The sequence below is a fragment of the Pseudomonas sp. LY-1 genome (genome assembly GCF_053502595.1).
In genome coordinates, this window is record NZ_CP094353.1 from 1,938,541 (window position 1) to 1,964,468 (window position 25,928).

A 25,928-nucleotide genomic window follows, 5' to 3' on the forward strand; every position below is an offset into this window, starting at 1 on the left:
CCCGATGACTACCGCCACCCAGGCCCGCGAACCGCAGGTGCTGAACAAATTGATGTTCGCCAAGTTGATGCCCTTGTTGATCATCGCCTACATCCTGAGCTTTCTGGACCGCACCAACATCGCCCTGGCCAAGCACCACCTGGACGTCGACCTGGGCATCTCCGCCGCAGCCTACGGGCTGGGCGCGGGCTTGTTCTTCCTCACGTATGCACTGTCGGAAATCCCCAGCAACCTGATCATGCACAAAGTCGGCGCGCGCTTCTGGATCGCGCGGATCATGGTGACCTGGGGCCTGATCTCGGCGGCCATGGCGTTTGTGCAGGGCGAGACCTCGTTCTACGTATTGCGCCTGCTGCTGGGCATCGCCGAAGCGGGCCTGTTTCCCGGGGTCATGCTCTATCTGACCTACTGGTTCAACCGCGAACAACGCGCACGGGCCACCGGCTATTTCCTGCTCGGCGTGTGCTTTGCCAACATCATCGGTGGCCCGGTGGGCGCAGCGTTGATGCGCCTGGACGGGCTGCTCGGCTGGCATGGCTGGCAGTGGATGTTCCTGCTCGAAGGCTTGCCGGCGGTGGCGTTCGCCTGGGTGGTGTGGCGCAAGTTGCCGGACCGCCCGAGCCAGGCGCCGTGGCTGACGGCGGCGGAAGCGCAGGGTATCGAACAGCGCATTGCCCAGGAAACCGAGGAAGGCGCCGGGGAGGGCGGCCACGCGTTGAAAAACTGGCTGACCCCGCAGATCCTGCTGGCGATCTTTGTGTATTTTTGCCATCAGATCACGGTCTACACGGTGATCTTTTTCCTGCCGAGCATCATCAGCAAATACGGTGAATTGAGCACCATGAGCGTGGGGTTGCTGACCTCGCTGCCCTGGATCGCCGCCGCCTTGGGCGCAGTGTGGCTGCCGCGTTTTGCGACCACACCCACCCGCGCGCGGCGCCTGTTGATCAGCGGGTTGCTGACCATGGCGCTGGGGTTGGGCATCGCGTCGGTGTCGGGGCCGGTGTTCAGCCTGCTGGGCTTTTGTCTGTCGGCAGTGATGTTTTTTGTGGTGCAGTCGATTGTGTTCCTCTACCCGGCCTCGCGTCTCAAGGGCGTCGCCTTGGCGGGCGGGCTGGGTTTCGTCAATGCCTGCGGGCTGTTGGGCGGGTTTGTCGGGCCGTCGGTGATGGGCATGATCGAGATGAGTACCGGCAACGCGATGAATGGCCTGAAGGTGATTGCCGTGGTGCTGGTGGTCGCGGCGTTGGCCGCGCTGCGTTTGCGCCAGGGCCAGGAACAGGCGCCGGCCCCTCGGGTCGTTATGAGACCAGCAACGAAATAGGATAACCCGACGCCAATACCAGGTACGCCACCACCGCCGCCAGGCACAGGCCGACGAATACCCGCAACAACGTGCGGGCGGTGGGGTGCGCGATAAACTGGATGACCCAGATGCAGAACCCGGCCAGGAGGAAGGCCGCGGCGAGAATAACCAGCACGATAGTGTTCCTGCGACCGTGAAGAGCTGAATATATAGTCGTAAAGCCGCCCAATGAACAGTGCGCGCATAGACGCAGCCCCTCGGGCTTTCTAAACTGCGGCTTGTCGTGGGGAAAGGGCAGGTGCCGATGAATCGCAATGAATTACGCAAGGCCGACATCAACCTGATGGTGGTCTTCGAGGCACTGATGCTCGAACGCAATGTGACGCGGGTGGCGGAGAAGTTGTTTCTTGGCCAGCCGACCATCAGTTCGGCGCTCAACCGGTTACGCACCTTGTTCAACGATCCGCTGTTCATTCGCGTCGGCCACCGCATGGAACCTACCGCACGGGCCGAGGAAATCATCCGGCACCTGTCGCCGGCCCTGGACTCTCTTTCATCGGCGCTGAGCCTGACCCACGATTTCGACCCGTCCGTCAGCACCATGACCTTCCGGATCGGCCTGTCCGATGACGTCGAGTTCGGCCTGTTGCCGCCGTTGCTGCGCGCCTTGCGCCAGGAAGCGCCGAAGGTGGTGTTCGTGGTGCAGCATGTGGATTACTGGCGGATTCCCGATCTGCTGGCATCCGGTGATATCACCGTCGGCATCACCCAGACCCGTGGCCTGCCGGCGAACGCCAAGCGCAAGTTGCTGCGCCATATCCACCCGCGCTTGCTGCGCGCCGACGCGTCCGACCGGCCGCTGACCCTCGATGAATATTGTGCGCGGCCCCATGTGCTGGTGTCCCACACCGCCAACGTATCCGGGTTTGCCGATGAGTGGCTGGCGGAAATCGGGCGCAAGCGCCATGTGGTGCTGTCGGTGCCGCAATACAGCGCGCTGCCGGCGCTGCTGGCCGGCACCGACCTGATCGCCAGCCTGCCGGACTACACCGCCGAAGCCATGACGCTGTCGGGCAATCTGTTTTGTGAGCCCTACCCATTCGAGACGCCGACCCTGGATCTGTCCATGGTCTGGCTCAGCCATGTGGACACCGATCCGGCCGAGCGCTGGGTGCGTTCGCGGCTGGAGGCGTTCATGAGCGACCGCGGGCTGGCGAAAAAGGTCTGATGCTTTTATCCGTGGTATATCTAGGAATCTTCCTATCGATACTTCGGAGACTCCCATGCCACACCTGCACCTGGAATACACCGCCAACCTGACGCAACTGGACACCGACAAGGCCCTGTTGCGTCTGAACCATGCATTGGTGGCCTCCGGTCAGTTTGGCGCCGAGCTGGATATCAAGAGCCGTTCACTCAAGGTCGAGAGTTTTCGCGTGGGCACCGGCATGAACCCGCGGGGTTTTGTCGCCGTGCGCCTGGCGTTGCTCAGTGGACGCTCGGCGCAGGTCAAGAAGCAGCTGTCAGAAAGCCTGCTGGCCGTGGTGCAGGAACTTGGGCCATGGCCGGAAGGTGTGCAGGTGCAACTGAGTGTCGAATTGCTGGATATCGATCGCGATTCCTACAGTAAGGTCGCGATCGGCTAAGCGCTTCCATCCACCACGACCGTCGATGCGTAAGGTCAGAGTAATCCCTGTTCAGCGCAGACTTTGACCACCTGCTCCCTGAACCAGGTATTGGCGCTGTCCTGTTCACTGGTTTCGTTCCACTGCATATCCAGGGTGAACCCCGGCAACCCGTGGGGCGCCTCGCAGTGGCCGAACACCGACGCCGGGGCCAGCAGTTTGTGGACGCGGCGGGGCAGGGTCACGATGAAGTCGGTGCCGGTGATCATCTTCAACGCCGCGCCATAGCTGTTGGCCCGTGCGACCACCTGGCGCTTGTGGGCCTGACGCGCCAGCCAGCCGTCGACCATGTTGGTGTCGGAGGTCCACGGCGTGGGAAACACGTGGCGCCGCTTGACGAACGACTGCAGGCTGAACGCCGCCTCGCGGGGCGCCGCACGCTTGTCGAAGACACACACCAGATCATCTTCCAGCAACATCTGGGTCTTGAAGTCTTTATGCGCGCGGTGAAAGTGCGGGCCAAAGCAAATCACCAGGTCGAGGCGGCCTTCGCGCAGGTCGTCGGCAGGGATCTCGGTTTCCAGCTTGCGCACATTGACGATCACCGGCAGGTTCGCGCGGTCGAAGTGTTTCAACAGGCGCGGCAGGATCAGTTGCTCGAAATACTCCGGGGCGCACACGTTGAAGGTCACGGCTTTCTGGGTGGGGTCAAAGGCTTGGCCACCGGCGTGGCACAGGTTGATGCTTTCGAGGATTTTCTGCACATGGCCGTACATGGTGCTGGCCTTGTACGTCGGACGCATACCCGCCCGCGTGTTGATGAACAGCTCATCCTCGAAGCTGGTGCGCAGCTTCTTCAAGCTGTAGCTCACGGTCGACTGGCTGACGAACAGCGTTTCTGACACCTCGGTAACGCTGCTCTGGTCGTAGACGGCGATAAACACCATCAAATCCTGCATATCGAGCTTTCTGAGCAAGTTACTGTTTAGCATCCATTCCATCCGGTAAGCCTTGGCACTGTGGCAGCGCGCGACAAGGGCAAAAGCTTAACGGAACGGGAGTGCCAATAGAAAGCTCTGTAGGGTGTTTCAGTGTTGTGCGTGGGACAAAAAGTGTTTGCAACACGACGTCAGCGGATGTGGTCTGCGTAATGCTTCGGATTGAAGCGCGTGACGATCAGCAGCATCACCCCGATCACCGCCGCCAGCGACCACCATGCCCATTCGAAACTGCCCAACTGATCGCGGATCATCCCGGCGATCAGCGGCGACAGGCCGGCAATCAGGTAACCGATGCCTTGCACGAACGCCGTCAGGCTACCGGCGCGGCGCGGGTGGTCGAGGTGGTCGAGGGACAGGATCAAACTCATCGGGAACAGGCCGCCGATGCCCAGGCCGAGCAGGCAGGGCCACAGCAGGCTCAGGTGTTGGGGCGCGAGGATCAGGCCGCAGAACCCGAGGATGATCAGCACCAGCAACACGGCCAACACTCCGCGTTTATCCCGGCGGCGGTTGGCGAGGGCGGGGGTGACCAGGCCCGAGATGACTTCCATCGCGGTGAGGAAACCCAGGAGCAAACCGGCATGCTGTTCGCTCCAGCCTTGTTCTACGTAGTACGGCGCCAGCCACGCCAGTACGCAGGTGTAGGAGGCTGTACCGAGGCCAAAAAAGATCGCCAGCAACCAGGCGCGGCCGTTGCCGAAAAATCCTTCCTGCTTGTCAGAACCTGCCTGGGGCAGAACCGGCAGCGCCGCACGCTGGGCGGACCAGCACACCAGGGCGAGCACGGCCAGCCCCGCCCAGATCGCCAGGCCGATGCGCCAGCTACCGGTCTGCACCAGCACGAACGGGGAGAACGACGCCGCCAGCGCCGCGCCGCCCATGATCGCCGTGACGTACAAGCCCATGAACAATGAAACGTCAGCGCTGAAGCGCGACTTGATCAGCGCCGGCATTACCGCCTGGATCATCGCGATGCCGACCCCCGCAGCGATGGCGCTGACGATCAACTCCAGCGCCGAATCGAGGAACAACCGCGACAGCGTCGCCACGCCGATCACCAGCAGCGACACCGCAATGCTGCGATGTTCGCCGAAGCGCTTGGCCAGGCCCATGCCGAAAAACATCGCCAGGCCCATGGCCATGACCGGCAACATGGTCAGCAGCGCCGCGCTGCTGAAACTCAACGGCACCTCGTCGCGAATCGACGCTAACAACGGCCCTACGGCCGCCATCGACGGGCGCAGGTTAAGCGCGACCAGCACGACGCTGATCATCAGCCACACGGCGGTGGTGGGTTTTGCGTGAACGTTTTCCATGGGCCTGCCTTGAGTGAACAAGGGCGAATCAGGCCACGGGCGGGGGAGTGGGGCAAATGAGAAAGTCGCAGGGGCTATCTAAAAAATGCAGTTAACTGAAATACCGCACATTGCTCCACATTCCATAGGGTGGCTGCGTCGTCAGTTAGACCGGATTACATGCTTGATCTCCTGAAACGTCGCCAGCCCCCACGGGCCCAGTTCGCGGCCGATGCTGCTTTGCTTGTAACCGCCCCACGCCGTTTGCGGGAAGATCACCTGCGGCGCGTTGATCCACACCATGCCGGCCTGCAAGGCATTGGCCACGCGTGCGGCGGTTTCGTCGTTGCGGCTGACCACGCTGGCCACCAGGCCGAAATCGCTGTCGTTGGCCAGGGCGATGGCCTCGGCCTCCGTGGTAAAGCGTCGTACACACAGCACCGGGCCGAAGATTTCTTGCCGCCATAACGCGCTGTCCAGCGGCACGTCGGTGAACAGCGTGGGGCGAATGAAATAACCCTTCGCCAAGTGCGCCGGGCGCTCACCGCCGCACAGCAAGCGAGCACCGTCCTGCACGCCGCGCTGGATATGCGCCAACACCCGTTGGTACTGGGCGCGGTTGATCAGCGCGCCCATTTCCACGTCGTCGGCAAATGGGTCGGCGACGCGAATCCCTTCAGCCCGCGCAGTTAAACGCTGTAGGAATTCATCCGCGAGACTGTCCGCCACCAGCACACGACTGGTCGCTGAACACATCTGCCCGGCGTTGAAAAAGCCACCTCCACAGGCCAGCTCAAGTGCCAGGTCGAGGTCGGCATCTTCCAGCACCAGCAGCGAGGATTTGCCCCCCAGTTCCAGGCTCACGCCCTTGACGGTTTCGGCGGCGCGTTGCATCACCTGCACGCCCACCGCATTGCTGCCGGTGAAGGAAATCTTCGCCACGCGAGGGTCCGCCGCCAGCGGGGCGCCCACGGCCAAGCCGGTGCCGCAGACCAGGTTGAACACCCCCGCCGGGAAGCCGGCCGCGGCGATGATCTGCGCCAGTTGCAACTCCGCCAGCGGCGTCACTTCCGACGGTTTGAGCACCACGCAACAGCCGGCGGCCAGCGCCGGGGCGAGTTTCCAGGCGGTGGTGACCATGGGGAAATTCCACGGCACGATCAGCCCCACCACGCCGCAGGGCTCGCGGCGCAGGCGGGCGCTGAAGGCATCAGTGGGCAGCGCCACCGCGCGGTCTTGCTCGGCGTCCAGCGCCTCGGCGAGACCTGCGTAGTACTCGAAGGTGGCGATGACGTCGTCCACATCGATTCCCGCTTCGAACAACGGTTTGCCGCTGTTGTGCGACTGCACGCGCATCAACGGCTCGCGCTGCTCGCTCACGCCTTGAGCCACTTTGCGCAGCAGGGCGCCGCGCTCGCGGCCGGTGCTCTGCGACCAGCCGACACACGCCGCACTGGCGGCGTCGACCGCCTGGGTCACGGCGCGGGCATCGCCGACGCTGACCTGGGCGAGTATTTCCTCGGTGGCCGGGTTGATCACGTCCAACACGTCATGGCCCGCACGCCACGCACCATTGATATACACACCGTTTACGACCGCACTCATACCGCTACCTCCTGCACCCAACGTTCCTGGTCGATTTCAATCAGCGTCGGCCCCTGGCGATCTGCTGCGGCACGCAAGGCCACGCGCAGTGCGTCCAGGCCCTGGATGCGTTCGGCAGCGCAACCGAGGGCCGTGGCCACGCCGATGAAGTCCGGCGTGTAAATGTCGACGCCGACCGGTTCGATGGCCCGGTTGACCATGTACTTCTTGATCTCCTCGTAGCCCTGGTTATTCCACAGCAGCACGATGATCGGCGTGCGCGCCTCCACGGCGCTGGCCAGTTCCGGCAGGGTGAATTGCAGCCCGCCGTCGCCGATCAGGCACACCACCGGCTGGCCATCGCCACGCCCCAACCAGGCACCAATGGCCGCGGGCAGGGCGTAGCCCAGGGTGCCGTAGCCGGTGGACGCGTTGAACCAGCGGCGCGGGTGGTCAAGGTTCAGGGTCAGGTTGCCGCTGTACACCGGCTGCGTGGAGTCGCCCACCAGCGCTGCGCCGGGCAGTTCCTCCAGCACCGTGTGGAGCATGCGGGTTTGCGCGCGGGTGGCGGCGTCCCAGGTCGGCGTCAATTCGGCCCACAGGCGGGCGACGCGCTGGGCGCCCCAGGCACTGTGGCGAGGCGCCAGCGGCTGGCGCTGGAGTTCGGCGAGCAAGGCGTCGGCGGCGATTTGCGCGTCGGCCACCAAGGACAGCTCGGGCGGGTAATTGCGCACGGTCTGGTCGGGGTCGATATCGATGCGCAGCAGTGCGCCGGGAATCTCGAAACCGCCGGCGAAGGTCACGTCGTAGTCGGTCTCCGCCAGCTCCGTGCCGATCGCCAGCACCACATCGGCTTCGGCGACCAGGGCGCGGGTGGCGAGCAGGGACTGGGTCGAGCCGATCAGCAGCGGGTGGGCCGCGGGCAGCAGGCCTTTGGCGTTGATGATCAGCGCCACGGGGGCGCCGAGGGTTTCGGCCAGGCGGGTCAACGCCGCGGCGGCCTCGATGGCGCCGCCGCCGGCCAGGATCAGCGGGCGTTGGGCGGCGGCGAGCCGTTGGCTCATCTGCGCGACCGCCACTGGCGCCGCTCCGGCACGCGCCACGCTGATGGGGGAGGTGCCGAGCAACGCGTCGGCGTTTTCCACCAGCACATCCAGCGGGATTTCGATGTGTACCGGGCGCGGGCGCCCTGCCTGGAACAGCGCAAACGCCCGCGCCAGCACGCCGGGCAATTCTGCTGCCGACATCACGGTGTGGGAGAACGCTGCCACGCCGGCGACCAGCGCACTTTGGTTCGGCAGCTCATGCAACTTGCCGCGCCCGCCGCCCAGCTGGCTGCGCGCCTGCACGCTGGAGATCACCAGCATCGGGATCGAGTCGGCATAGGCCTGGCCCATGGCCGTGGTGATGTTGGTCATGCCGGGGCCGGTGATGATCAAACACACGCCGGGCTTGCCGCTGGTGCGCGCATAGCCATCGGCCATAAAGCCCGCGCCCTGTTCGTGGCGCGGGGTGACGTGGCGGATGTTCGAGCGCGCCAGGCCGCGATACAACTCCACGGTGTGGACGCCAGGAATACCAAACACCTGCTCCACGCCGTAGCTTTCCAGGAGCTTGACCAATACTTCGCCGCAGGTCGCCATACATGTCGCTCTCAGGTTGAGGTGAGGCGGTATTGGACCGGCTGGCCCGTAGCGGCAACAATCGATAAAAAGTCATACTAGCCATGTCCTCACGTCATGGCTGCTTGCCCTATGAAACGCCTCCCGCCGCTGCCCGCGCTGCACACCTTCTGGGTCACCGCCCAGTGCTGCAACTTCACCCACGCTGCCGCGCAGTTGCACATCACCCAAGGCGCGGTGAGCCGGCAGATCGCCGGGCTGGAAAGCCATTTGGGCTATGCCTTGTTCCAGCGCCAGGCGCGGGGCCTGAGCCTGACCGAAGAAGGTCGCGAGTGGTCGCTGCGGGTGCAGCAGGTCTTCGGCCTGATCGGTGACGCGCTGGAGCAGATCGGCCGCCGCCGCGACACCCTGCAGCTCAAGGCTTCCACCTGCGTGATGCGCTGGCTGCTGCCGCGCTTGATGCAATGGCAGCGGGAGCGCCCGGATGTGCCGGTGGAGCTGACCACGACCGTGGCCTACACCGTGGACTTTCGTCGAGAGCAATTCGATGCCGCGGTGATCTATGCGCCCAGCGCCGAACAGTCGGCCGAGGCTCGGCATCTGTTCGACGAACACCTCACCCCGGTGTGCGCGCCGGCCTTGCTGGGCGCGCTGAATACGCCAGCGGACCTGCAGCAACAGGTGCTGCTGCACCCCACGCGGGACGAGCGGGACTGGGCGTTATGGCTGAACGCGGCGAAGACGCGCTTGAGCAATGTGAGCCAGGGCCATCATTTCGAGACGCTGGATCTGGCCATGACAGTGGCGTCCCAGGGTTCAGGCGTGGCGATTGGCGACAGCGCGTTGATTGGCGAGGACGTGAGCGCGGGGCGCTTGGTGACGCCGTTTGAATTGCGGGTGCCGACGGGGATGGGCTATTACCTGGTGTATCCGCCGGGGACAAAGCCGTCCGCCGGGCTTGAAGCGTTGATGGAGTGGTTGGTTAACCAGGCGCAACAGGCGTAACGCTGAAGATCCACCTGTGGGAACCGGCAAGCCAGCTCCCACAGGTGGATCGTGTCGGCTCAGTAACCGACGGTGAAACGCTGGCGCGAATGCTTCGGTGTTTCCACTTCATCGATCATCGCGATGGCGAAGTCGGCGAAGCTGATCCAGCTGCGGCCTTCGCGGCTCACCAGCAAATCATCCTGGCCCAGGCGGAAGGTGCCGGTGCGCTCGGTTTCAACGAATTCGGCCGATGGCGACAGGAAGGTCCAATCCAGTTCCTGTTCCTGACGCAACGCCTCGAGGAACGTCGCGCCGGCACTGGCTTCAGCCTTGTACGCCTCTGGGAAACCCTCGCTGTCGATCACCCGAGTGCCGCCCGGCAGCAGCAACGAACCCGCGCCGCCCACCACCAGCAGGCGTTTGACCCCGGCTTTTTTCACCGGGCCGATCACCGCGCTGGCGGGCAGGGTGGCGAAATGCGCCGCGCTGATCACCACATCGCTGCCGCTGATGGCCTGTTGCAAGGCCTCGGCATCCAGCGCATCGACCTGTTTGACGCTGACGCCAGGACGCACGGCGAGCTTGTCAGTGTTGCGCGCGATGGCGGTGACGCTGTGCCCGCGTCGCAGCGCTTCTTCCAGCAGTTGGCTACCGGCGCGGCCGGTGGCCCCAATGATTGCGATCTTGCTCATGACATTCTCCAGTACGGTTAAGGTTTGAAACGCTTCACCACTTCATTTCGCCCTTGGCGACTTTGGCGCTCAGTTCCAGCGAACTTTCGTCGGCGAGGGTCGGGTAACGCTTTTTCATCCCCGCGATCAGGGCGGCGGAGTCCTTGGCCTTGGCGGTTTCTTCGTCAAAGGCCTGGATGTAGTCGGCGGTAAAGGCCACGGATTGCAGCGACGGGCTGCCGAGGAAATGCCCCGGAACCACCGTGCGCGGCTGCAGTTCGGCGATGCGTTGCAGGGTGGCCAGCCAGTCTTTATGGGACTGCGCGCTCTGAGTATCGGCCATCCACAGGTGGATGTTGTCGGCGACGACCACACCGCCGACCACGGCCTTGATCGACGGCACCCACACAAAGCTGCGGTCCGGCTGCGGGCCGTCGAGGCCGATCACTTCCAGCGGTTGCCCTTCAAGCGTCAGGCGGTGGCCGTCGAGCACCTGCGGCACGATGGTTTTGCCTGGCTTGTCGGCGCCCATTTTCGGGCCCCAGAACGCCAGTTTGCCGGCGACGGTGGCGTTGATGTGGTCGACCACCGCTTGCGGGGCCAGCACCTTGGCGTCGGGGAATGCGGCGGTCAGGGTGTCGAGGCCGAAGTAGTAGTCCGGGTCGCCGTGGCTGATGTAGATGGTCGTCAGGTGTTTGCCGCTGGCGCGGATCTTCTGCACCAGGTGTTCGGCCTGGCTTTTGCCGAACTGCGCGTCGACCAGGATCGCGTCTTTCGCGCCGCTGACCAGCACCGAACTGACCGGGAAGATCGCGGCCTCGCCGGGGTTGTACACGTCGAGGGTCAGCTCGGCAGCGGCCGCCTGGACGGCGAAGGCCAGGGCGGCGGTCGCCAGGGTCAGGCGCTTGAGGGTGGACAACATCGGGCAACTCCGGCAATCGGTAAGGGATGCACAGAGCTTAGTTGCACCAAACACCACAAAAAATGCGATGCTGGGACATAGTTTGTTTCTAAAATCGGGCAGATCATGGATCGTCTTCAAGCAATGCGCGTGTTTGTGACGGTGGTGGATCTGGGCAGCCAGTCCGCCGCCGCCGACCATCTGGACCTGTCGCGCCCGGTGGTCTCGCGCTACCTGGCCGAGCTGGAAGACTGGGTCGGCGCGCGCTTGCTGCATCGCACCACGCGCAAACTCAGCTTGACGGCTGCCGGCGGGGAAACCCTGCCACGTTGCCGGCAATTGCTGGAACTGTGCGGCGACATGCAGGCCGCCGTCAGCGAACCGGATGACGCGCCCCGTGGCCTGCTGCGCCTGAGTGTCAGCACCTCGTTCGGCCAGGCGCAGTTGGCCGAGGCCATCGCCGAATACGTCAGGCGCTACCCCTTGGTGACGGTCGACCTGCAGATGCTCGATCGCACGGTCAACCTGGTGGATGAGCGCATCGACCTGGCCATCCGCACCAGCAACGACCTGGACCCCAACCTGATCGCGCGGCGCCTGACGGTCTGTCGCTCGGTGGTGTGCGCGACCCCGGCCTACCTGCTTGAGCATCCGGCGCCGCAAAAGGTCGAGGACCTGGCGCGACACAACTGCCTGACCCACTCGTACTTCGGCAAAAGCCTGTGGCATTTCGAGGAAGGCGGCGAACACGTTTCGGTGCCGGTCCACGGCAATATCACCGCCAACGAAGCCAGCACGCTGTTACGCGTGACGCTCGCCGGGGCGGGGGTGGCGATGTTGCCCAGTTATCAGGCCGGCGAGCACATCCGCCGTGGCGAACTGGTGCGCCTGTTGCCCGCGGCCGAACCGCGGCAGATGAATATCTACGCGGTGTACGCGTCGCGCAAACACATGCCGTCGGCGCTGCGTAGCCTCCTGGATTTCCTGGTGCTGAGGTTTCCGGAAACGCCGGAGTGGGACCGGGGCCTGTGACCCGACATACAGATGTTGAATGGCGTCCAATAATGGCAACTCGCCCTGGCTGACCTATGCTTTAAACAGCACCGAGTAGGTCCTTCAGAGGTCTGTGCCATGACCGTCAAAACCAGAAAGTACCTGAAAATTTTCATCCTTTGCGCCTTGGTCAGCGCGCTGTACGGCACCGCCGCCTATCGCGTCGAGCAGGCCCGCATGCAGCCGAGCTTTGCGATCAGTTGCCATCAGGATCAATGCATTCCGCGCACCGGCAGTTTCAGCGCGTTGCGCTAATGGCCGACCAAGGACGATCTCGCGTTTAATCCTCGGGTGTTTCGGCCTTGAGTCGTTCGCGAAATGCCTTGGGCGAAAACCCGACCCGGCGGCGGAATAGCCGCGAGAAGTTGGTCGGGTCGGAAAAGCCCAATACCTCCGACATTTCATTGATGGTCATGCTGGTGTAGGTCAGCAGGCGCTTGGCTTCCAGCAATTGGCGGTCGTGCATGATCTGTAGCGCGGGTTGCCCACCCAACTCCCGACATGTGCCGTTCAGGTGTGAGACCGAGATACCCAGCTTGTGGGCCAGGTCTTCAATCTTCGGGTGTTCGCGATAATGCTGTTCGACCAATTGGGTAAAGCGCCGGAAATACTCGCGCCCACGCGGTGCCCGCGGGTGACGGCGCTGGATGGCCTGGCGGCTGATCCATACGAGCAGCACGCTGACCAGGGCGTGCATCAGCATGTCCCGGGCCGGCTGCTCATCGGCGTATTCGTCCTGCAGGCGGGCGAACAGGTTGTTGAGATAGTCGCTGTCCTTGCCTGCCGGGTAACTGCCCAGCACCTGCAGGCCGTCCACCGTTGCGCCCAATTGCGCTTGCAGGTGGCTGACCAGCGGTGCCGCCAGGGTCAGCACGTAGCCTTCGACATCTTCCGCAAACCGGAATCCGTGCACACACAGCGGCGGCAGCACCTGCAAGGTCGCTTCGTTGAGGGTGGTGCGCTGGCCTTCGATTTCCAGTTGCGCCTGGCCTTGGTGGACGTACAGCAACTGGCACAGATCCGCGTGCCGGTGGGGCTGGATTTCCCACTGGTAGTCCCGGCTGCGTCGGGAAATCGTTTCGCAGTGCAACAAATCCGGCGTCGGCCATTGCTGGTTTTCCCCGTACAGCTTGAACACCGGAATCGCGGAACTGGCAGTTTTGGTCATAGTTTCAATCCGATACTCAGGCAAGTGGTTCGGTAATCGCCCCGATTGGCAAAAAGCGCAGGCTTTGGCGCAGTTTTCACCTTCTTATAGCGCCCACTCAAGTGAAAAATGTCAGCAATAAGACCAATGACAACTCTTTCACCTTATCCGTTCGGGTGAATTTTTCGGACCATAAAAATAATGAAAACGCTGAAAACTCAAGTCGCCATCATCGGCGCCGGTCCTTCGGGACTGTTGCTCGGCCAACTGTTGCAGCAGGCCGGTATCCAAACCCTGATTCTAGAGCGCCAGAGCGCCGATTACGTGCTGGGGCGCATCCGTGCCGGGGTGTTGGAGCAAGGCATGGTCGACCTGTTGCGCGAGGCCGGCGTCAGCCAGCGCATGGACGAGGAAGGCCTGGTCCATGATGGCTTCGAACTGGCGCTTAATGGCCAACTGACTCACATCGACCTCAAGGCGCTCACCGGCGGTCAATCGGTGATGGTCTACGGCCAGACCGAAGTGACCCGCGACCTGATGGCCGCACGCGCCGCCACCGGTGGCGTCACCTTGTATAACGCGCGTGAGGTGCAACCCCACGGGCTCAAAACTGATCAACCCTGGCTGACGTTCGAACATGAAGGCGAAGCCTTTCGCCTGGAGTGTGATTACGTGGCCGGTTGCGACGGTTTTCACGGTGTCGCCCGGCAATCGATCCCGGCCGAGTCGCTGAAGGTCTTCGAGCGGGTGTATCCCTTCGGCTGGCTGGGCATCCTGGCCGACACGCCGCCGGTCCATCCTGAACTGGTGTACGCCAAGCATGCGCGTGGGTTTGCCTTGTGCAGCATGCGTTCGCCGACGCGCAGCCGTTACTACCTGCAAGTACCCGTTGAGGAGTCGGCCGATGAGTGGTCGGACCAGCGTTTCTGGGCTGAACTGAAAACGCGCCTGCCAAGCCAGTTGGCCGAGCAGTTGGTGACCGGGCCGTCGATCGAAAAAAGCATCGCGCCGCTGCGCAGCTTCGTGGTCGAGCCGATGCAGTACGGGCGTTTGTTTCTGCTGGGGGACGCGGCGCACATCGTCCCACCCACCGGGGCCAAGGGCTTGAACCTGGCGGCGAGCGACGTGAGCACGCTGTTTCGCATCTTGCTCAAGGTCTACCGCGAGGGGCGCGTGGAGTTGCTGGAGAAATATTCGGAAATCTGCCTGCGACGCGTGTGGAAGGCTGAGCGGTTTTCCTGGTGGATGACGTCGATGCTGCATCAGTTTCCCGAAGCGGACGGGTTCAGCCAGCGCATTGCCGAGAGCGAACTGGCGTACTTCATCCACTCGCACGCCGGTCGCACCACCATCGCGGAAAATTACGTCGGGCTTCCTTACGAAGCTATCGAATAGCCTGCTATCGTATCGAGCATGCCCGCAGGTCGCCTTTTCCTGCGGGCCTTGCTCGAAGGTTTACCGTGACTCAGCTCAATCAGCCTACTCCAGCCGTACCTGCCGTGCGCAGCATCCTCGTCTCGTTGATGATGGCGATCTTCCTCGGTGCCTTGGACCAGACCATTGTCGCCGTGTCCATGCCGGCCATTTCCGCGCGGTTCCACGACGTCAACCTGCTGGCCTGGGTGATCTCCGGCTACATGGTGGCGATGACAGTGGCGGTGCCGATCTACGGCAAGCTCGGCGACCTGTATGGGCGGCGGCCGATGATGCTGATCGGCATGGGTCTGTTCACCCTGGCGTCGCTGTTCTGTGGCATGGCGCAAAGCATGGAGCAACTGGTGCTGGCGCGGGTGCTCCAGGGCATCGGCGCCGGCGGGATGATTTCGGTGAGCCAGGCGATCATCGGCGACATCATCCCGCCGCGCGAGCGCGGGCGTTACCAGGGCTATTTCAGCGGCATGTACGCGGTGGCCAGCGTGGCCGGGCCGGTGCTGGGCGGTTATATGACCGAGTACCTGTCCTGGCGCTGGGTGTTTTTGATCAACCTGCCGTTGGGCGCCGGCGCCTGGTACGTGGCCCATCGCAGCCTGGTCGGGCTGCCGTTGCCGCAACGCAAGCCGATCATCGATTACCTCGGCACCGTGCTGCTGATCATCGGCTTGAGCGCCTTGCTGCTGGGCATCACCGAAATCGGCCAGGGCCATGATTGGCGCAATGACTCGGTGCTAGCGTTGCTGGCCTGCGCGCTGGTGGCGCTGAGCATATTTGTCTGGCATGAGCGGCGTGCGCGGGAACCGTTGTTGCCGATGCACCTGTTCGCCAACCGCAGTGCTGTGCTGTGCTGGTGTACGATGTTTTTCACCAGTTTCCAGGCGATTTCCCTGACGGTGCTGATGCCTTTGCGCTTTCAGACCGTGACCGGCTCCGGCGCCGACAGTGCCGCGCTGCACCTGCTGCCACTGGCGATGGGCTTGCCGATGGGCGCCTACTTTGCCGGGCGCATGACCTCGGTGACCGGGCGCTATAAACCGCTGATCCTCAGCGGCGCCGTGTTGAGCCCCTTGGCGATTCTCGGCATGGCCTACAGTGCGCCGCAGGCGATGGGGCTGACGGCGATGTTCATGCTGCTGTGCGGCATCGCTGCCGGCATGCAGTTCCCGACCTCGCTGGTGGGCACGCAGAACTCGGTGGAACAGCACGATATCGGCGTCGCCACCAGCACCACCAACCTGTTCCGTTCCCTGGGCGGGGCGGTCGGGGTGGCGTGCATGTCGGCGTTGTTGCTGGCGCTGTTGCAGGACTCCAGCTTTGCCCACCTGGCCAGCGGCGCGCTGGTGGTCGAGGGCGGTTCCGGCAGCGTTTTGCTCGACGGCCTGAACGCCGCCCCGGGCCCGGCGCAGGATGCCCTGCGCGGGGAACTGGCGTTGACGTTCCGGCATTTGCTGATGGTCAGTGCGGCGGTGTCGTTGCTGGGGTTGGCGGCAGCGATTGCGATGCCTGATCGCATGCTGCGCGGCCGTGAAGACAAGGCCCGCTGACGGGCCGGCTGGACATCCAAATGTGCGAGCGGGCTGGCCCGCTCCCACCGGTTTGACCGCCTGTGCAATTCAAGGGCTGTAAGAACCGACCGCCACCATGAAATGCCCGGTTTTGCGCAAATACGCATGCTTGTTCTCGACCTTGCCGGTCACCGGGTTTTTCCAACGGTACGTGTACTCACCCTGATCCTGCTCCGCCATCAACTTGAGGATCGGTGCGCCCACCGGCTTGCCGTCGGGGTCCTTGATCTTGCTGAAGTCGGTGTTGATCAGCCGCAGGTTGGTGCCATGGGCGGCATAGCGCCGGGTATCGAGGTCGACCACGAACACGTAGAGATCGTCCTGCAGGAAACCGCCCTGCAATGAGTTGATCGCCTTCAGCGTGCCGGCTTCATCCTTGACCAGCGCCTTGACGGCCTGGTCCCGCAGCGCTCGCGCCTGTTCCGGCGTGGCCCGTGGCAGGTAATAGCCCACCGCGAGGATGCGTTCGCCGACACGCTGATAAAACACATGCTTGTGTTCGATCTTGCCGTCGTTCCAGTTCTGCCAGCGGTAGTCGGCCTGCTGGATGCCCTGGCCTTCCGGCGCCTTGAGCGCGTCCTTGAACGACTGGCGCAAATCCGCCCCGAGCACTTCGGACACATCGCGGCCGATCAAGGCGGAGGAGGGCCCGCCGCTGGCCAGCAACACGCCCTGGGTGTCGACCACGAACACATAGCGGTCATGGTCGACGAACTCGCCCTGGCGGCTGAAGGCGGCGAAGGCCTTGTCGCCATTGCTCTGGTAGTAGGCCAAGGCTTTTCCCAGCAGAGCCTTGGCCGCCTGGGCTTCCTCCTCCGGCAAGGCGGCGGCGTGTACTTGGCTGAAACCCAACAGCAACAGCCAGCTGAATCGGAGCAGTCGCTTCATTATCCGTGCCTCGTTCTTATGGATGTGAGCACAGCTTAGACGGCTGCGGCTCAGGGCGCCGCCAGCCATTGATTGACGATGCCGTCGTACACCCCGGTGGCCACGCTCAGGTGCAACCACTGGTCGACGTAACTTTTCCAGGCCACATCGTCGCGGGGCAGCAGGAAGGCTTTCTCGCTGTATTGCATCTGCCGCTGCGGGTTGACCGCACACAGCCCCGGCTTGAGTTTCTGCTGGAAGCGCGCCTCGCTGGCGTCGGTGATCATCACATCGGCCTTGCCCGCCAGCAGTTCGTCGAAGATGGTCACGTTGTCGTGCAGGCGCAGTTGCGCCTGGCCCAGGTGCGCCCGGGCGAACACTTCGTTGGTGCCGCCCGCCGGTTCGATCACCCGCACCTGTGGCTGGTTGATCTGCTCGACGCTCTGGTAACGCTGCACATCGGCGCAGCGCACCAGCGGGATCTTGCCGTCGACGCCGAGGGACTGGCTGAAGAACGCCTTTTTCTGGCGTTCCAGCGACACCGAAATACCGCCCACGGCGATGTCGCAGCGGTGCGCGAGGAAGTCCGGCATCAGGCTTTTCCAGGTGGTGGGCACCCAGGCGATTTTGGCGTTGAGGCTCTTGGCCAGGGACTCGGCCATGGCGATATCGATGCCTTCGTAGCGGCCATCGGCACGCAGGAAGGTGTAGGGCTTGTAGTCGCCGGTGGTGCAGACGGTGAGCGTGCCGCTGTCGAGCACGTTGTCCAGGCGCGAGGGGGGCGTGTCCGCGAGGGCGGGTGTCGCCAGACTCACCAATACACACAGGGCTAAAGGAGCTTTCATGCGGTCGAGTCCTTGGGCATGATCGGGCGGCCATTATTTCCAGCAAGATGGCGGGGTGGCAAGGACGGCGAATGTTTAGCCAACGTGCAACCAAACTCCGTCAACCCTGAATTGACGCCCCTGACCCGGCGTGTGACGCTGCCAGGCATCTCCCTCACTGTGATTCGCCCATGGACGGTTACCCCGACACTTACCCCGAGACACTGCCTGGCGTGCTCGCGCCGAGCGGTCCGGCGGATGTCGAGGCGTTGCCCTCCGCGCTGGCTTTCTGGGCCCTGTTCCACTGTCGACATGCGCGCCCACCAGATACCTCTCTCCTACGTTGATCTATCCGATGGATGACGCGCACCTGCGCGCATCCGCCCGGCGGCGCCTGTGCGCCTGCCTGACGCAAACGTATGAGAATTGCCATGAGTGTTTTTGCCAGCCTGCACGAAGCCCGCTCTTTCCTTGAGCAGAACCCGGACATCGAGATGTTCGAGCTGTTCATCCTCGACAACAATGGCGTGCCGCGCGGCAAGTTGCTGCATCGCGACGAACTGCTGGCGGTGTATGAAAGCGGCCGCCCGCTGCCCAGCACGATCCTTGGCCTGACCATCCATGGCGATGACGTGGAAAACTCCGGGCTGGTGTGGGAGGTGGGCGATATCGACTGTCGCGCCTACCCGATCAGCGGCAGTTTGCAGCGCATGCCATGGCGGCTGATTCCGACGGCGGCGGTGCAAGTCAGCATGCACCCCACCGAAGGCTTGCCCGCCACCGTGGCCGACCCCCGGCACGTGCTGGCCAGGGTGATCGACGGGCTCAAGGCCGATGGTTATTACCCGGTGATGGCGGCGGAACTGGAGTTCTACCTGCTCGACCAGAAACCCGACCACAACGGCCGCCCGCAACCGGCGCGCGACATGGACGGCGGCCGCCCGCGTGCGACCCAGGTCTATGGCCTGCGCGAGCTGGAGCAGATCGAGCCGTTTCTCGCCGACCTTTACAGCGCCTGCAAACTGCAAGGTATCCCGGCGCGCACGGCGATTTCCGAATACGCGCCGGGCCAGGTCGAAATCACCCTCGAACACCGCACCGATGCCCTGCAAGCGATGGACGAAGCGGTGCGCTACAAACGCCTGGTCAAAGGCGTGGCGCACAAACACGGAATGACGGCGTGCTTCATGGCCAAACCGTTCGACGACCTGGCCGGCACCGGCATGCACATGCACGTCAGCCTGGCGGACGCCGAGGGCCATAACCTGTTCGCCAGCGAGGCCGCCGACGGTACGCCGCTGCTGCGCCAGGCCGTGGGCGGCATGCTCAGCACCTTGCTCGATTCGCTGCTGATGTTCTGCCCCAACGCCAACTCCTATCGCCGCTTCCAGACCAACAGCTATGCGCCGCTGGCCGCCACCTGGGGCGTCGACAACCGCACCGTCAGCCTGCGTGTGCCGGGTGGTCCGGCGCCGTCGCGGCACATCGAACACCGCCTCTGCGGCGCCGACGCCAACCCCTATCTGGCGGCGGCGGCGATCCTCGCCGGTATCCACCGCGGCATCCGCGAACGACTTGACCCCGGCGCTCCGGTGGAAGGCAACGGCTACGCCCAGGCCAACGCGTTGCTGCCCACCGATTGGCTCACCACCCTGCGCGCCCTGGAAGACTCCAGCTGGGCACGGGAGGCGTTCGGCAGTGAGTTCCTCGGCGTGTACCTGGCGGTGAAACGGGCTGAATATCGGCAGTTCATGGGCGAGGTGGGCGAACAGGATTGGCGCTGGTATCTGCACTCGGCGTGAACGGATTGACGGTGGTGGTTTTTTCGACCTTTTTTTCACGTTGCACTGGTTAAGCTGCGAATCAAGGTCGTTCACTACCGTTCCACTCACATGAGCCCGTGATGTTGTCACCACCACTTTCGTCCATCGAGATCGAATACGCCGAACGCTGTGACCGTGAGCACGCCAGGGTCTGCGGCGATACGCGCCCGCCTGGGCTGCGCCGGCGTCTGGCGGCGTGGCGTGACGGGCGGCTGGTGCGCAATGCCCTCAAGGTGGCCGGCGAGCCCGGTCTGATCCTCGACCTGGCCTGCGGTTCGGGGCGGTTCTGGCCGGTGTTGGCCGAACACGTCAACCGGGTCATCCTCGCCTCGGATAACTCCCAGGACATGCTCGACCACGCCCGCACCCATCACCCGGCGGCGCTGCTCAAGCGGGTCAAGACCTTTCAGGGCTCGGCGTTTTCCATCGGTTTGTCGGCGAACGCGGTAGATTGCATTTTCTGTCTGGAATTGTTTCGCCACGTGCCCAGCCGCGAAGGGCGCCAAGCGCTGCTGCAGGAGTTTCATCGGGTCAGTCGCGACACCGTGATCGTGTCGGTCGCCTCCCGGACGCCAGTGGAGGAGGAGTTCTGCCAGGCGGGGTTCCAGGTCCTGAATCACCAGGAGTTCATTCCTGGCTCCAGCGTATGGCGTGTCTACGTTCTACGTAAGATGGGATAACTCCAATCTGTCCGACTATTCTTCACATGCTGTCGGAGTTTTCATGATTGCGTGTGCACTGCGGATGCTCGCAAGTCCCTTCCGCGATATATACTGCGCGCCATTCTTCAAGGGAGAGCCGTGTGGCCATCGATATTCACTGGATCTGCGACAACGATAGCCTCGGCCAGCATTGCGCCGAATGGCAGCAGTTGCCATTCGTCGCCCTCGACACCGAGTTCATGCGGGTCGACACCTTTTATCCCATTGCCGGGCTGATCCAGATCGGTGATGGCGTTCGCGCTTACCTGATCGACCCCCTGACCATCGACAACTGGCAACCGCTGGCGGCGTTGTTGGAAAACCCGGCCGTGATCAAAGTGGTCCACGCCTGCAGTGAAGACCTGGAAGTGTTGCTGCGCCTGACTGGCAGCCTGCCAGTGCCGTTGTTCGACACCCAACTGGCCGCGGCTTACCTGAACCTCGGCTTCTCCATGGGCTATTCGCGCCTGGTGCAAGCCGTGCTCGATATCGACTTGCCCAAGGGCGAAACCCGCTCGGACTGGCTGCAGCGCCCGTTGTCCGAGACCCAGGTGAGCTACGCCGCCGAAGATGCGGTCCACTTGGCCGAGGTCTTCATTCGCCTGCGCCCGCGGCTGTCGGACGACAAGTACGCCTGGGTCCTGGAAGACGGTGCCGAACTGGTGGCCAACCTGCGCCGCGAAGTCGACCCTTACGAGGTGTACCGCGAGGCCAAGCTGGCGTGGAAACTGTCCCGTGCCCAACTCGCCGTGCTGCGTGAACTGTGCGCCTGGCGCGAGCAGCAAGCGCGTGCCCGTGACCTGCCGCGCAATCGCATCATTCGTGAACACTCGCTGTGGCCCCTGGCCAAATCCCAGCCGGATAACCTCGCCGCTCTGGGCAAAATCGAAGACATGCACCCGCGCACCGTGCGTCAGGATGGCCAGTTTCTGCTGGACCTGATCAAGCGCGCCGGCAGCGTGTCCATGGACCAATGGCCGCCCGCCGTGGCTGAACCGCTGCCGGTGGACGCCGCGACGCTGATCAAGCACCTGCGCGCCTTGGGCCAGGCGCAAGCCGAACGTCTGGAGATGGCGCCGGAACTGATGCTGCGCAAGAAAACCCTCGAAGCCCTGGTCAAAAGTGGCTACCCCGACGGGCCTTACCAATTGCCAGACTCGCTGCGTGGCTGGCGCCGCGAGTTGATGGGCCAGGCGCTGCTCGACAGCCTGGCCACTGCCGGAGAACAGCCTTGAAACGTATTTGCTCCATCTATCGCAGCTTGAAACGCAACGAAATGTATCTCTACGTGCTGAAAAGTGATGCCCTGGAGCGCGTGCCGGAACCCTTGATGGAAGCCTTCGGCAAGGCCCATCACGCCTTCGACATGGTGCTGACGCCCGAGCGCAAGCTGTCGCGCGAGGACATCGCAGTGGTCCTGGAAAACCTCGAAAAGCAGGGCTACCACCTGCAAATGCCACCGGCCGAGGACGAGTACATCGAACACTTGCCCGAAGAGCTGCTGCGCCGCAACGACCCGATGTGATCGTGGCGTGCCCTGCCCGGGGCGCATTCTTTTCCATGGAATCGTATTAATGGATGGTGGCCGTAAGGATGCGGGCGGCCGTCCGCATTGTTTTTGAAAGGTTTGAACCATGCGTGTTCTGATTGCTGAACAGGATCACCCGCTCTACGCCCGGTTGCTGAGCGAAGCGGCCCCAGACCTCGAGGTGTTGACCAGCGGCGACTCGGCCGAACTCTCGCGCCTGGCCGCCGATTGCCCGGTGTGGCTCGGCCAGCCGGACCTGCTCGCCACCCTGTTGCGCCAGGGGCACCAGCCGCAGTGGCTGCAATCGACCTGGGCCGGCATCACGCCGCTGCTGGCCGACGGCCTGCCCCGCGACTATCGCTTGACCCGTGCGGTGGGGATTTTTGGCCAGGTCATGGCGGAATTTATCCTCACCTACATGCTCGGCCATGAACGCGAAGTCTTGGCGCGCCTGGTCAGCCAGGTCGAGCGCAAGTGGGACAACCGCATGGGCCAGAGCCTGGCGGGGCGCACGGTGCTGATCGTCGGCTGCGGTGATATCGGCCAGCGCGTGGCGCAGTTCCTCGTGCCGTTTGGCGTCAAGCTGTACGGCATCGCCAGCCAGGCGCGCGAGCAGGCGCCGTTTGTCGAAGTGGCCGCGCTCGATCAACTCGGCCGGCTGGTGGGCGAAGCGGACTACGTGATCAACCTGTTGCCCAACACGCCGAACACCCACGACCTGTACGACGCGGCGCTGTTCAAGCAATTCAAGCCGAGCGGGTTGTTTATCAACGTCGGCCGCGGCGTCGCGGTGGTTGATGCGGATCTGGTCGAAGCGTTGAAAGAAGGGCACTTGGCTGGCGCGGTGATCGACGTGTGCCGCCAGGAACCGTTGCCGCAGCGCCACCCGTTCTGGACCGCCTGGGGCCTGCTGCTGACCGGGCACAGCTCGGCGCCGACCTCGCCATCGATGATGGTGCAACTGTTTCTGGAAAACGTGCGCGCCTACCAGGCCAAGCAAGTGTTGCGCGGTGAAGTGGATTTCGAGCGCGGCTACTGACACCGCGTCGAACCACAGGTGGGGGCTGGCGAGCCAGCTCCCACGTCAGTCCTGGAGACTGAAATCGCCTTGCGAAACCAGCTCGCTCAACGGCTTGCGCGGGCTTGGGGTCTCACGGCCTTGCAGGTACTCGGGCAAGCTCGACTTGTCGCCCAGCTTGCCAATCGCGACCGCCGCATGCAGCGCATAACCCTCGGGAATCTTCAGCTCCTTGCGCGTCAGTGCCTGATCGAAGCCGGCCATGCCATGGCTGTGCCAGCCGCTGAGGCTGGCCTGCAGCGCGAGGTAGCCCCAGGCCGAACCGGTGTCGAAGGTGTGCCACAGCGCCGGGGTTTCTTCGCTGGCGCCGGGGGCGATGAAGTCGGTTTTCGAGGCGATGATCACCAGGGCCGACGCATGCTGCGCCCAGTTGCGGTTGAATTCGTTCAACAGGCCGAGGAAACGTTCCCAGTCCGGCGTGTCACGGCGCGCATAGAGAAAACGCCAGGGCTGCGAGTTGTAGGCCGATGGCGCCCAGCGCGCGGCTTCGAAAAAACTCAGCAGGGTTTCCTGCGGGATGCTCTCGCCGGTAAAGGCGCGGGGCGACCAGCGCTCAGTGAACTGGGGGTTGATCGGGTAATCGGCAGCGCGGGGGTTGGTGCTCATGGGCAGTTCCTGATCGTCAATTCGGCGCTCAAAGCTACTGCGCTCCCACTAGACTGACAAGTCTTGCAACACCGCCAGTCGTAAGCGCTTGGCCCCAGTGGCCTTGGGCACTAGACTGGCGGCCTTTTCACCCACCGATACCGATGTAGAGCCATGGCCGCCAAAGTCGAACCTTTCTGGATACGCAAAACCCTTGAACACCTCGATCAGGAGGAGTGGGAGTCGTTGTGCGACGGCTGTGGCCTGTGCTGCCTGCAAAAGCTCGAGGATGAAGACGACAACAGCGTCTATTACACGCGCATCGCCTGCAAACTGCTCGACCTGAAAACCTGCCAGTGTACCGATTACCCCAACCGCCGCGCGTCGGTGCCCGACTGCATCCAGCTTACCCCGGGCCAGGCCGACCAGTTCAAGTGGTTGCCGCCCACCTGCGGTTACCGCCTGGTCAGCGAGCGCAAGGACTTGCCGCTGTGGCATCACCTGGTCTGCGGCGACCGTGACGCCGTGCATCACGAACGCATTTCCCAGTCCGGACGCATGCTCCGCGAAGGCAGCGTGCCCGAAGAAGACTGGGAGGATTACCTGATCTTCCGCGCTGGCTGAACAAGGAGCGAGTATGAAGGGCCTGACCCGGCTGGCGGCCAGCCTGGTGTTGCTGGCGCTGAGCACACCGGCGTGGTGCGCGAAGAAAGTCGACCTGGACTATCACGTCAAACTGCTGCCCCAGAGCGATCAGGCTGAGGTGCGCGTGAGCCTGTCCCAGGGTTCGGCGGTGCGCAGCCTGGATTTCGAGCTGGGTCGCGACGGTGACTACAGCGATTTCAAGGCCGATGGCCAATGGAAAGTCAGTGGCCATCGCGGCCTTTGGCAACCCAGCGCCGACAAGGCCAGCCTGACCTACCGTGTACGCCTCAGCCATGCGCGCAAGCCGGGTATCTATGAAACGCGCATGACGCCGGATTGGGCGCTGTTTCGCGGGGAAGACCTAGTGCCGACCGCGCACCTCGACCAGCAGGACGGCGTCGAGCTGGTCTCGCGCCTGGTGTTCGAGCTGCCGACGGGCTGGAAAAGCGTCGAAACCGCCTGGCCGCGTATCGGCAAGCACACCTTCCGGATCAACAACGTCTCGCGCCTGTTCGACCGGCCCACCGGCTGGATGCTCGCCGGTAACCTCGGCAGCCGCCGTGTGCGCCTGGGCGAAACCGACGTCACCGTGACCTCGCCCAAGGGCCAGGCCATGCGCCGTATGGACGTGCTGACGTTGCTGACTTTCGTCTGGCCGCAGGTGGAAGCCGCGTTCCCGCGTCACCCCGCCAAGCTATTGATTGTCGGCGCCAGCGACCCGATGCGCCGTGGCGCCTTCTCGGCGCGCGACTCGGTCTACCTCAACAGCCGCACGCCGCTGGTCAGTGAAAACGGCAGCAGCCCGTTGATCCGCGAAGTGGTGCATGCCATCGGCCGCTTCAGTGACCATGATGCCAGCGACTGGATCAGCGAAGGCCTGGCGGAGTATTACGCGATCGAACTGCTGCGCCGTGGCGGCGGGATCACCGATGAGCGCTATGCGGCGATACAGGCGCGGTTGACCCGCGAAGGCAAGAACGTCACCAGCCTGCGTGGCGAGCACGTCAGCGGCGCAACCGTGGCGCGGGCAGTGGTGGTGATGCAGGAGCTGGATCGCGAGATCCGCGTGAAAACCCACAACAAGCGCTCGCTGGATGATCTCGCGCAAGTGGTGATGCGGGCGAACAGCGTCAGCACCCCAGAGTTTGTGCGACTGGCCCAGAGCATTATCGGCGAGTCGTCGGTGGTGCTGGACTCCAAGCTGTTGCGCTGACCCAGAATAAAGGTGGGAGCAAGCGGCCTCCCACATCTGGATCAGCAACAGGCAGAAGACTTGGCTCAGCCGGTAGTTTTTGTGGCCTTTTCGGCCCCCGCTTGCGCCTTGGTCTTCAGGTTCTTCAACTCGTCACCGGCGCGCTCGATTTTCGTGCGCAGGCTGTTCATTTCCTGGCGACCTTGTTCCAGCTTGTCCTTGAGCGAACTGTGCCCGGTAAACCCACGCGTCAGCGCCACGCCGCCAATCGCCACCTGGAGCAGCCCGAAAATCCCGCCACGGCGCAGGCCTTTGCCGACCATGATCACGCCGCCGGCCACCGAGCCGATGCGCTCCCAGCCGTGTACGTTCTGCGTGGGGCGGGCCTGGCGTGGGGTGGATTCAATGACAGGTCGCAGGGTTTTGCTGTCGCTCATGATCGGTCTCCAACAAGGGCTAGTGATACGCAACTGACTGTGTGCAGGCGCCGGATG

General features: G+C 63.6%; 27 protein-coding genes. 15 read left to right on the top strand and 12 right to left on the bottom strand.

All coding sequences use genetic code 11. The features are described from left to right. The first annotated feature begins 4 nt into the window (after positions 1-4). Complete coding sequence (locus tag MOQ67_RS08845) at positions 5-1,324, top strand: MFS transporter (protein WP_017848723.1); 1,320 nt, start codon at positions 5-7, stop codon at positions 1,322-1,324. Here MOQ67_RS08845 and MOQ67_RS08850 read toward each other — a convergent pair. Continuing rightward, complete coding sequence (locus MOQ67_RS08850) at positions 1,302-1,481, bottom strand: hypothetical protein (RefSeq protein WP_017848724.1); 180 nt, start codon at positions 1,479-1,481, stop codon at positions 1,302-1,304. The two genes, MOQ67_RS08845 and MOQ67_RS08850, sit on opposite strands and share 23 nt — an antisense overlap. A gap of 129 nt (positions 1,482-1,610) precedes the next feature. On the opposite strand from MOQ67_RS08850, the gene MOQ67_RS08855 reads away from it, so the two are divergent. Both MOQ67_RS08855 and MOQ67_RS08860 read left to right on the top strand, forming a co-directional pair. Continuing rightward, positions 1,611-2,534, top strand: a complete 924-nt coding sequence (locus MOQ67_RS08855) for a LysR substrate-binding domain-containing protein (protein ID WP_017848725.1) — start codon at positions 1,611-1,613, stop codon at positions 2,532-2,534. Between the two features lie 55 nt (positions 2,535-2,589). Continuing rightward, complete coding sequence (locus tag MOQ67_RS08860; protein ID WP_017848726.1) at positions 2,590-2,952, top strand: 5-carboxymethyl-2-hydroxymuconate Delta-isomerase; 363 nt, start codon at positions 2,590-2,592, stop codon at positions 2,950-2,952. 35 nt (positions 2,953-2,987) lie between these two features. On the opposite strand, the gene MOQ67_RS08865 is transcribed toward MOQ67_RS08860, so the two are convergent. From MOQ67_RS08865 to MOQ67_RS08880, 4 genes are all read right to left on the bottom strand, one after another. Next, the gene (locus MOQ67_RS08865) at positions 2,988-3,923 is read right to left on the bottom strand and encodes a LysR family transcriptional regulator (protein WP_198717739.1); all 936 of its coding nucleotides are present in this window, start codon (positions 3,921-3,923) and stop codon (positions 2,988-2,990) included. 137 nt (positions 3,924-4,060) lie between these two features. Next, positions 4,061-5,248, bottom strand: a complete 1,188-nt coding sequence (locus tag MOQ67_RS08870; RefSeq protein ID WP_102617688.1) for a cyanate transporter — start codon at positions 5,246-5,248, stop codon at positions 4,061-4,063. Positions 5,249-5,389: 141 nt separating this feature from the next. Then, positions 5,390-6,832: an aldehyde dehydrogenase family protein gene (locus tag MOQ67_RS08875; protein WP_448675916.1), complete on the bottom strand. Its 1,443-nt coding sequence runs from the start codon at positions 6,830-6,832 to the stop codon at positions 5,390-5,392. Then, entirely contained in the window at positions 6,829-8,454 is a 1,626-nt protein-coding gene (locus MOQ67_RS08880) for a 5-guanidino-2-oxopentanoate decarboxylase (protein WP_198717737.1), read from the bottom strand. The genes MOQ67_RS08875 and MOQ67_RS08880 overlap by 4 nt, the downstream gene beginning before the upstream one ends. A 111-nt stretch (positions 8,455-8,565) precedes the next feature. On the opposite strand from MOQ67_RS08880, the gene MOQ67_RS08885 reads away from it, so the two are divergent. After that, positions 8,566-9,438: a LysR substrate-binding domain-containing protein gene (locus MOQ67_RS08885; protein ID WP_046490388.1), complete on the top strand. Its 873-nt coding sequence runs from the start codon at positions 8,566-8,568 to the stop codon at positions 9,436-9,438. A 59-nt stretch (positions 9,439-9,497) separates the two neighbouring features. On the opposite strand, the gene MOQ67_RS08890 is transcribed toward MOQ67_RS08885, so the two are convergent. Together MOQ67_RS08890 and MOQ67_RS08895 are read right to left on the bottom strand one after the other, a co-directional pair. After that, positions 9,498-10,112, bottom strand: a complete 615-nt coding sequence (locus MOQ67_RS08890; protein ID WP_017848732.1) for an NAD(P)-dependent oxidoreductase — start codon at positions 10,110-10,112, stop codon at positions 9,498-9,500. 34 nt (positions 10,113-10,146) lie between these two features. Then, a complete protein-coding gene (locus tag MOQ67_RS08895; RefSeq protein WP_102617692.1) occupies positions 10,147-11,013 on the bottom strand; it encodes an MBL fold metallo-hydrolase in 867 nt (288 codons plus the stop codon). Positions 11,014-11,118: 105 nt separating this feature from the next. On the opposite strand from MOQ67_RS08895, the gene MOQ67_RS08900 reads away from it, so the two are divergent. Together MOQ67_RS08900 and MOQ67_RS08905 are read left to right on the top strand one after the other, a co-directional pair. Next, positions 11,119-12,024, top strand: a complete 906-nt coding sequence (locus MOQ67_RS08900) for a LysR family transcriptional regulator (RefSeq protein WP_032804836.1) — start codon at positions 11,119-11,121, stop codon at positions 12,022-12,024. A gap of 99 nt (positions 12,025-12,123) precedes the next feature. Then, the gene (locus MOQ67_RS08905) at positions 12,124-12,300 is read left to right on the top strand and encodes a hypothetical protein (protein WP_017848735.1); all 177 of its coding nucleotides are present in this window, start codon (positions 12,124-12,126) and stop codon (positions 12,298-12,300) included. A gap of 25 nt (positions 12,301-12,325) precedes the next feature. On the opposite strand, the gene MOQ67_RS08910 is transcribed toward MOQ67_RS08905, so the two are convergent. Then, positions 12,326-13,213 carry a helix-turn-helix domain-containing protein gene (locus MOQ67_RS08910; protein ID WP_046490390.1) on the bottom strand — a complete coding sequence of 296 codons (888 nt, stop codon included), beginning with the start codon at positions 13,211-13,213 and terminating at the stop codon, positions 12,326-12,328. Between the two features lie 189 nt (positions 13,214-13,402). On the opposite strand from MOQ67_RS08910, the gene pobA reads away from it, so the two are divergent. Together pobA and MOQ67_RS08920 are read left to right on the top strand one after the other, a co-directional pair. After that, a complete protein-coding gene (pobA, locus tag MOQ67_RS08915) occupies positions 13,403-14,587 on the top strand; it encodes a 4-hydroxybenzoate 3-monooxygenase (protein WP_371918422.1) in 1,185 nt (394 codons plus the stop codon). A gap of 65 nt (positions 14,588-14,652) precedes the next feature. Beyond that, positions 14,653-16,170 (top strand): MDR family MFS transporter, encoded by a 1,518-nt coding sequence (locus MOQ67_RS08920; RefSeq protein ID WP_102617694.1) that lies wholly within the window; start codon positions 14,653-14,655, stop codon positions 16,168-16,170. Between the two features lie 69 nt (positions 16,171-16,239). Here MOQ67_RS08920 and MOQ67_RS08925 read toward each other — a convergent pair whose 3' ends face one another. Beyond that, positions 16,240-17,079 (bottom strand): cache domain-containing protein, encoded by an 840-nt coding sequence (locus MOQ67_RS08925; protein ID WP_017848739.1) that lies wholly within the window; start codon positions 17,077-17,079, stop codon positions 16,240-16,242. A gap of 50 nt (positions 17,080-17,129) precedes the next feature. After that, a complete protein-coding gene (locus MOQ67_RS08930) occupies positions 17,130-17,903 on the bottom strand; it encodes a transporter substrate-binding domain-containing protein (protein ID WP_017848740.1) in 774 nt (257 codons plus the stop codon). A gap of 410 nt (positions 17,904-18,313) precedes the next feature. Here MOQ67_RS08930 and MOQ67_RS08935 point away from each other — a divergent pair, with 410 nt between their 5' ends. The 5 genes from MOQ67_RS08935 (at position 18,314) to MOQ67_RS08955 (ending at position 22,973) form a co-directional block, all read left to right on the top strand. After that, a complete protein-coding gene (locus tag MOQ67_RS08935) occupies positions 18,314-19,684 on the top strand; it encodes a glutamine synthetase family protein (RefSeq protein ID WP_046384337.1) in 1,371 nt (456 codons plus the stop codon). Between the two features lie 101 nt (positions 19,685-19,785). Further along, on the top strand, positions 19,786-20,385 hold the full coding sequence (locus MOQ67_RS08940; protein ID WP_102617695.1) for a class I SAM-dependent methyltransferase: 600 nt from the start codon (positions 19,786-19,788) through the stop codon (positions 20,383-20,385). Between the two features lie 122 nt (positions 20,386-20,507). After that, entirely contained in the window at positions 20,508-21,641 is a 1,134-nt protein-coding gene (gene rnd / locus MOQ67_RS08945) for a ribonuclease D (RefSeq protein WP_046490395.1), read from the top strand. Then, positions 21,638-21,931, top strand: a complete 294-nt coding sequence (locus MOQ67_RS08950) for a YcgL domain-containing protein (protein WP_017848744.1) — start codon at positions 21,638-21,640, stop codon at positions 21,929-21,931. Before rnd ends, MOQ67_RS08950 begins: the two co-directional genes overlap by 4 nt. Before the next feature lie 109 nt (positions 21,932-22,040). Then, positions 22,041-22,973 carry a D-2-hydroxyacid dehydrogenase gene (locus MOQ67_RS08955; RefSeq protein WP_017848745.1) on the top strand — a complete coding sequence of 311 codons (933 nt, stop codon included), beginning with the start codon at positions 22,041-22,043 and terminating at the stop codon, positions 22,971-22,973. Positions 22,974-23,018: 45 nt separating this feature from the next. On the opposite strand, the gene MOQ67_RS08960 is transcribed toward MOQ67_RS08955, so the two are convergent. Beyond that, complete coding sequence (locus MOQ67_RS08960) at positions 23,019-23,618, bottom strand: nitroreductase family protein (protein WP_046490398.1); 600 nt, start codon at positions 23,616-23,618, stop codon at positions 23,019-23,021. 153 nt (positions 23,619-23,771) lie between these two features. Here MOQ67_RS08960 and MOQ67_RS08965 point away from each other — a divergent pair, with 153 nt between their 5' ends. Further along, complete coding sequence (locus MOQ67_RS08965; protein ID WP_017848747.1) at positions 23,772-24,221, top strand: YcgN family cysteine cluster protein; 450 nt, start codon at positions 23,772-23,774, stop codon at positions 24,219-24,221. A 13-nt stretch (positions 24,222-24,234) separates the two neighbouring features. Next, complete coding sequence (locus tag MOQ67_RS08970; protein WP_104903755.1) at positions 24,235-25,455, top strand: hypothetical protein; 1,221 nt, start codon at positions 24,235-24,237, stop codon at positions 25,453-25,455. 65 nt (positions 25,456-25,520) lie between these two features. Here the strand turns inward: MOQ67_RS08970 and MOQ67_RS08975 are convergent, their stop codons facing one another. Beyond that, complete coding sequence (locus tag MOQ67_RS08975; protein ID WP_046490402.1) at positions 25,521-25,871, bottom strand: YgaP family membrane protein; 351 nt, start codon at positions 25,869-25,871, stop codon at positions 25,521-25,523. Positions 25,872-25,928 lie beyond the last annotated feature (57 nt).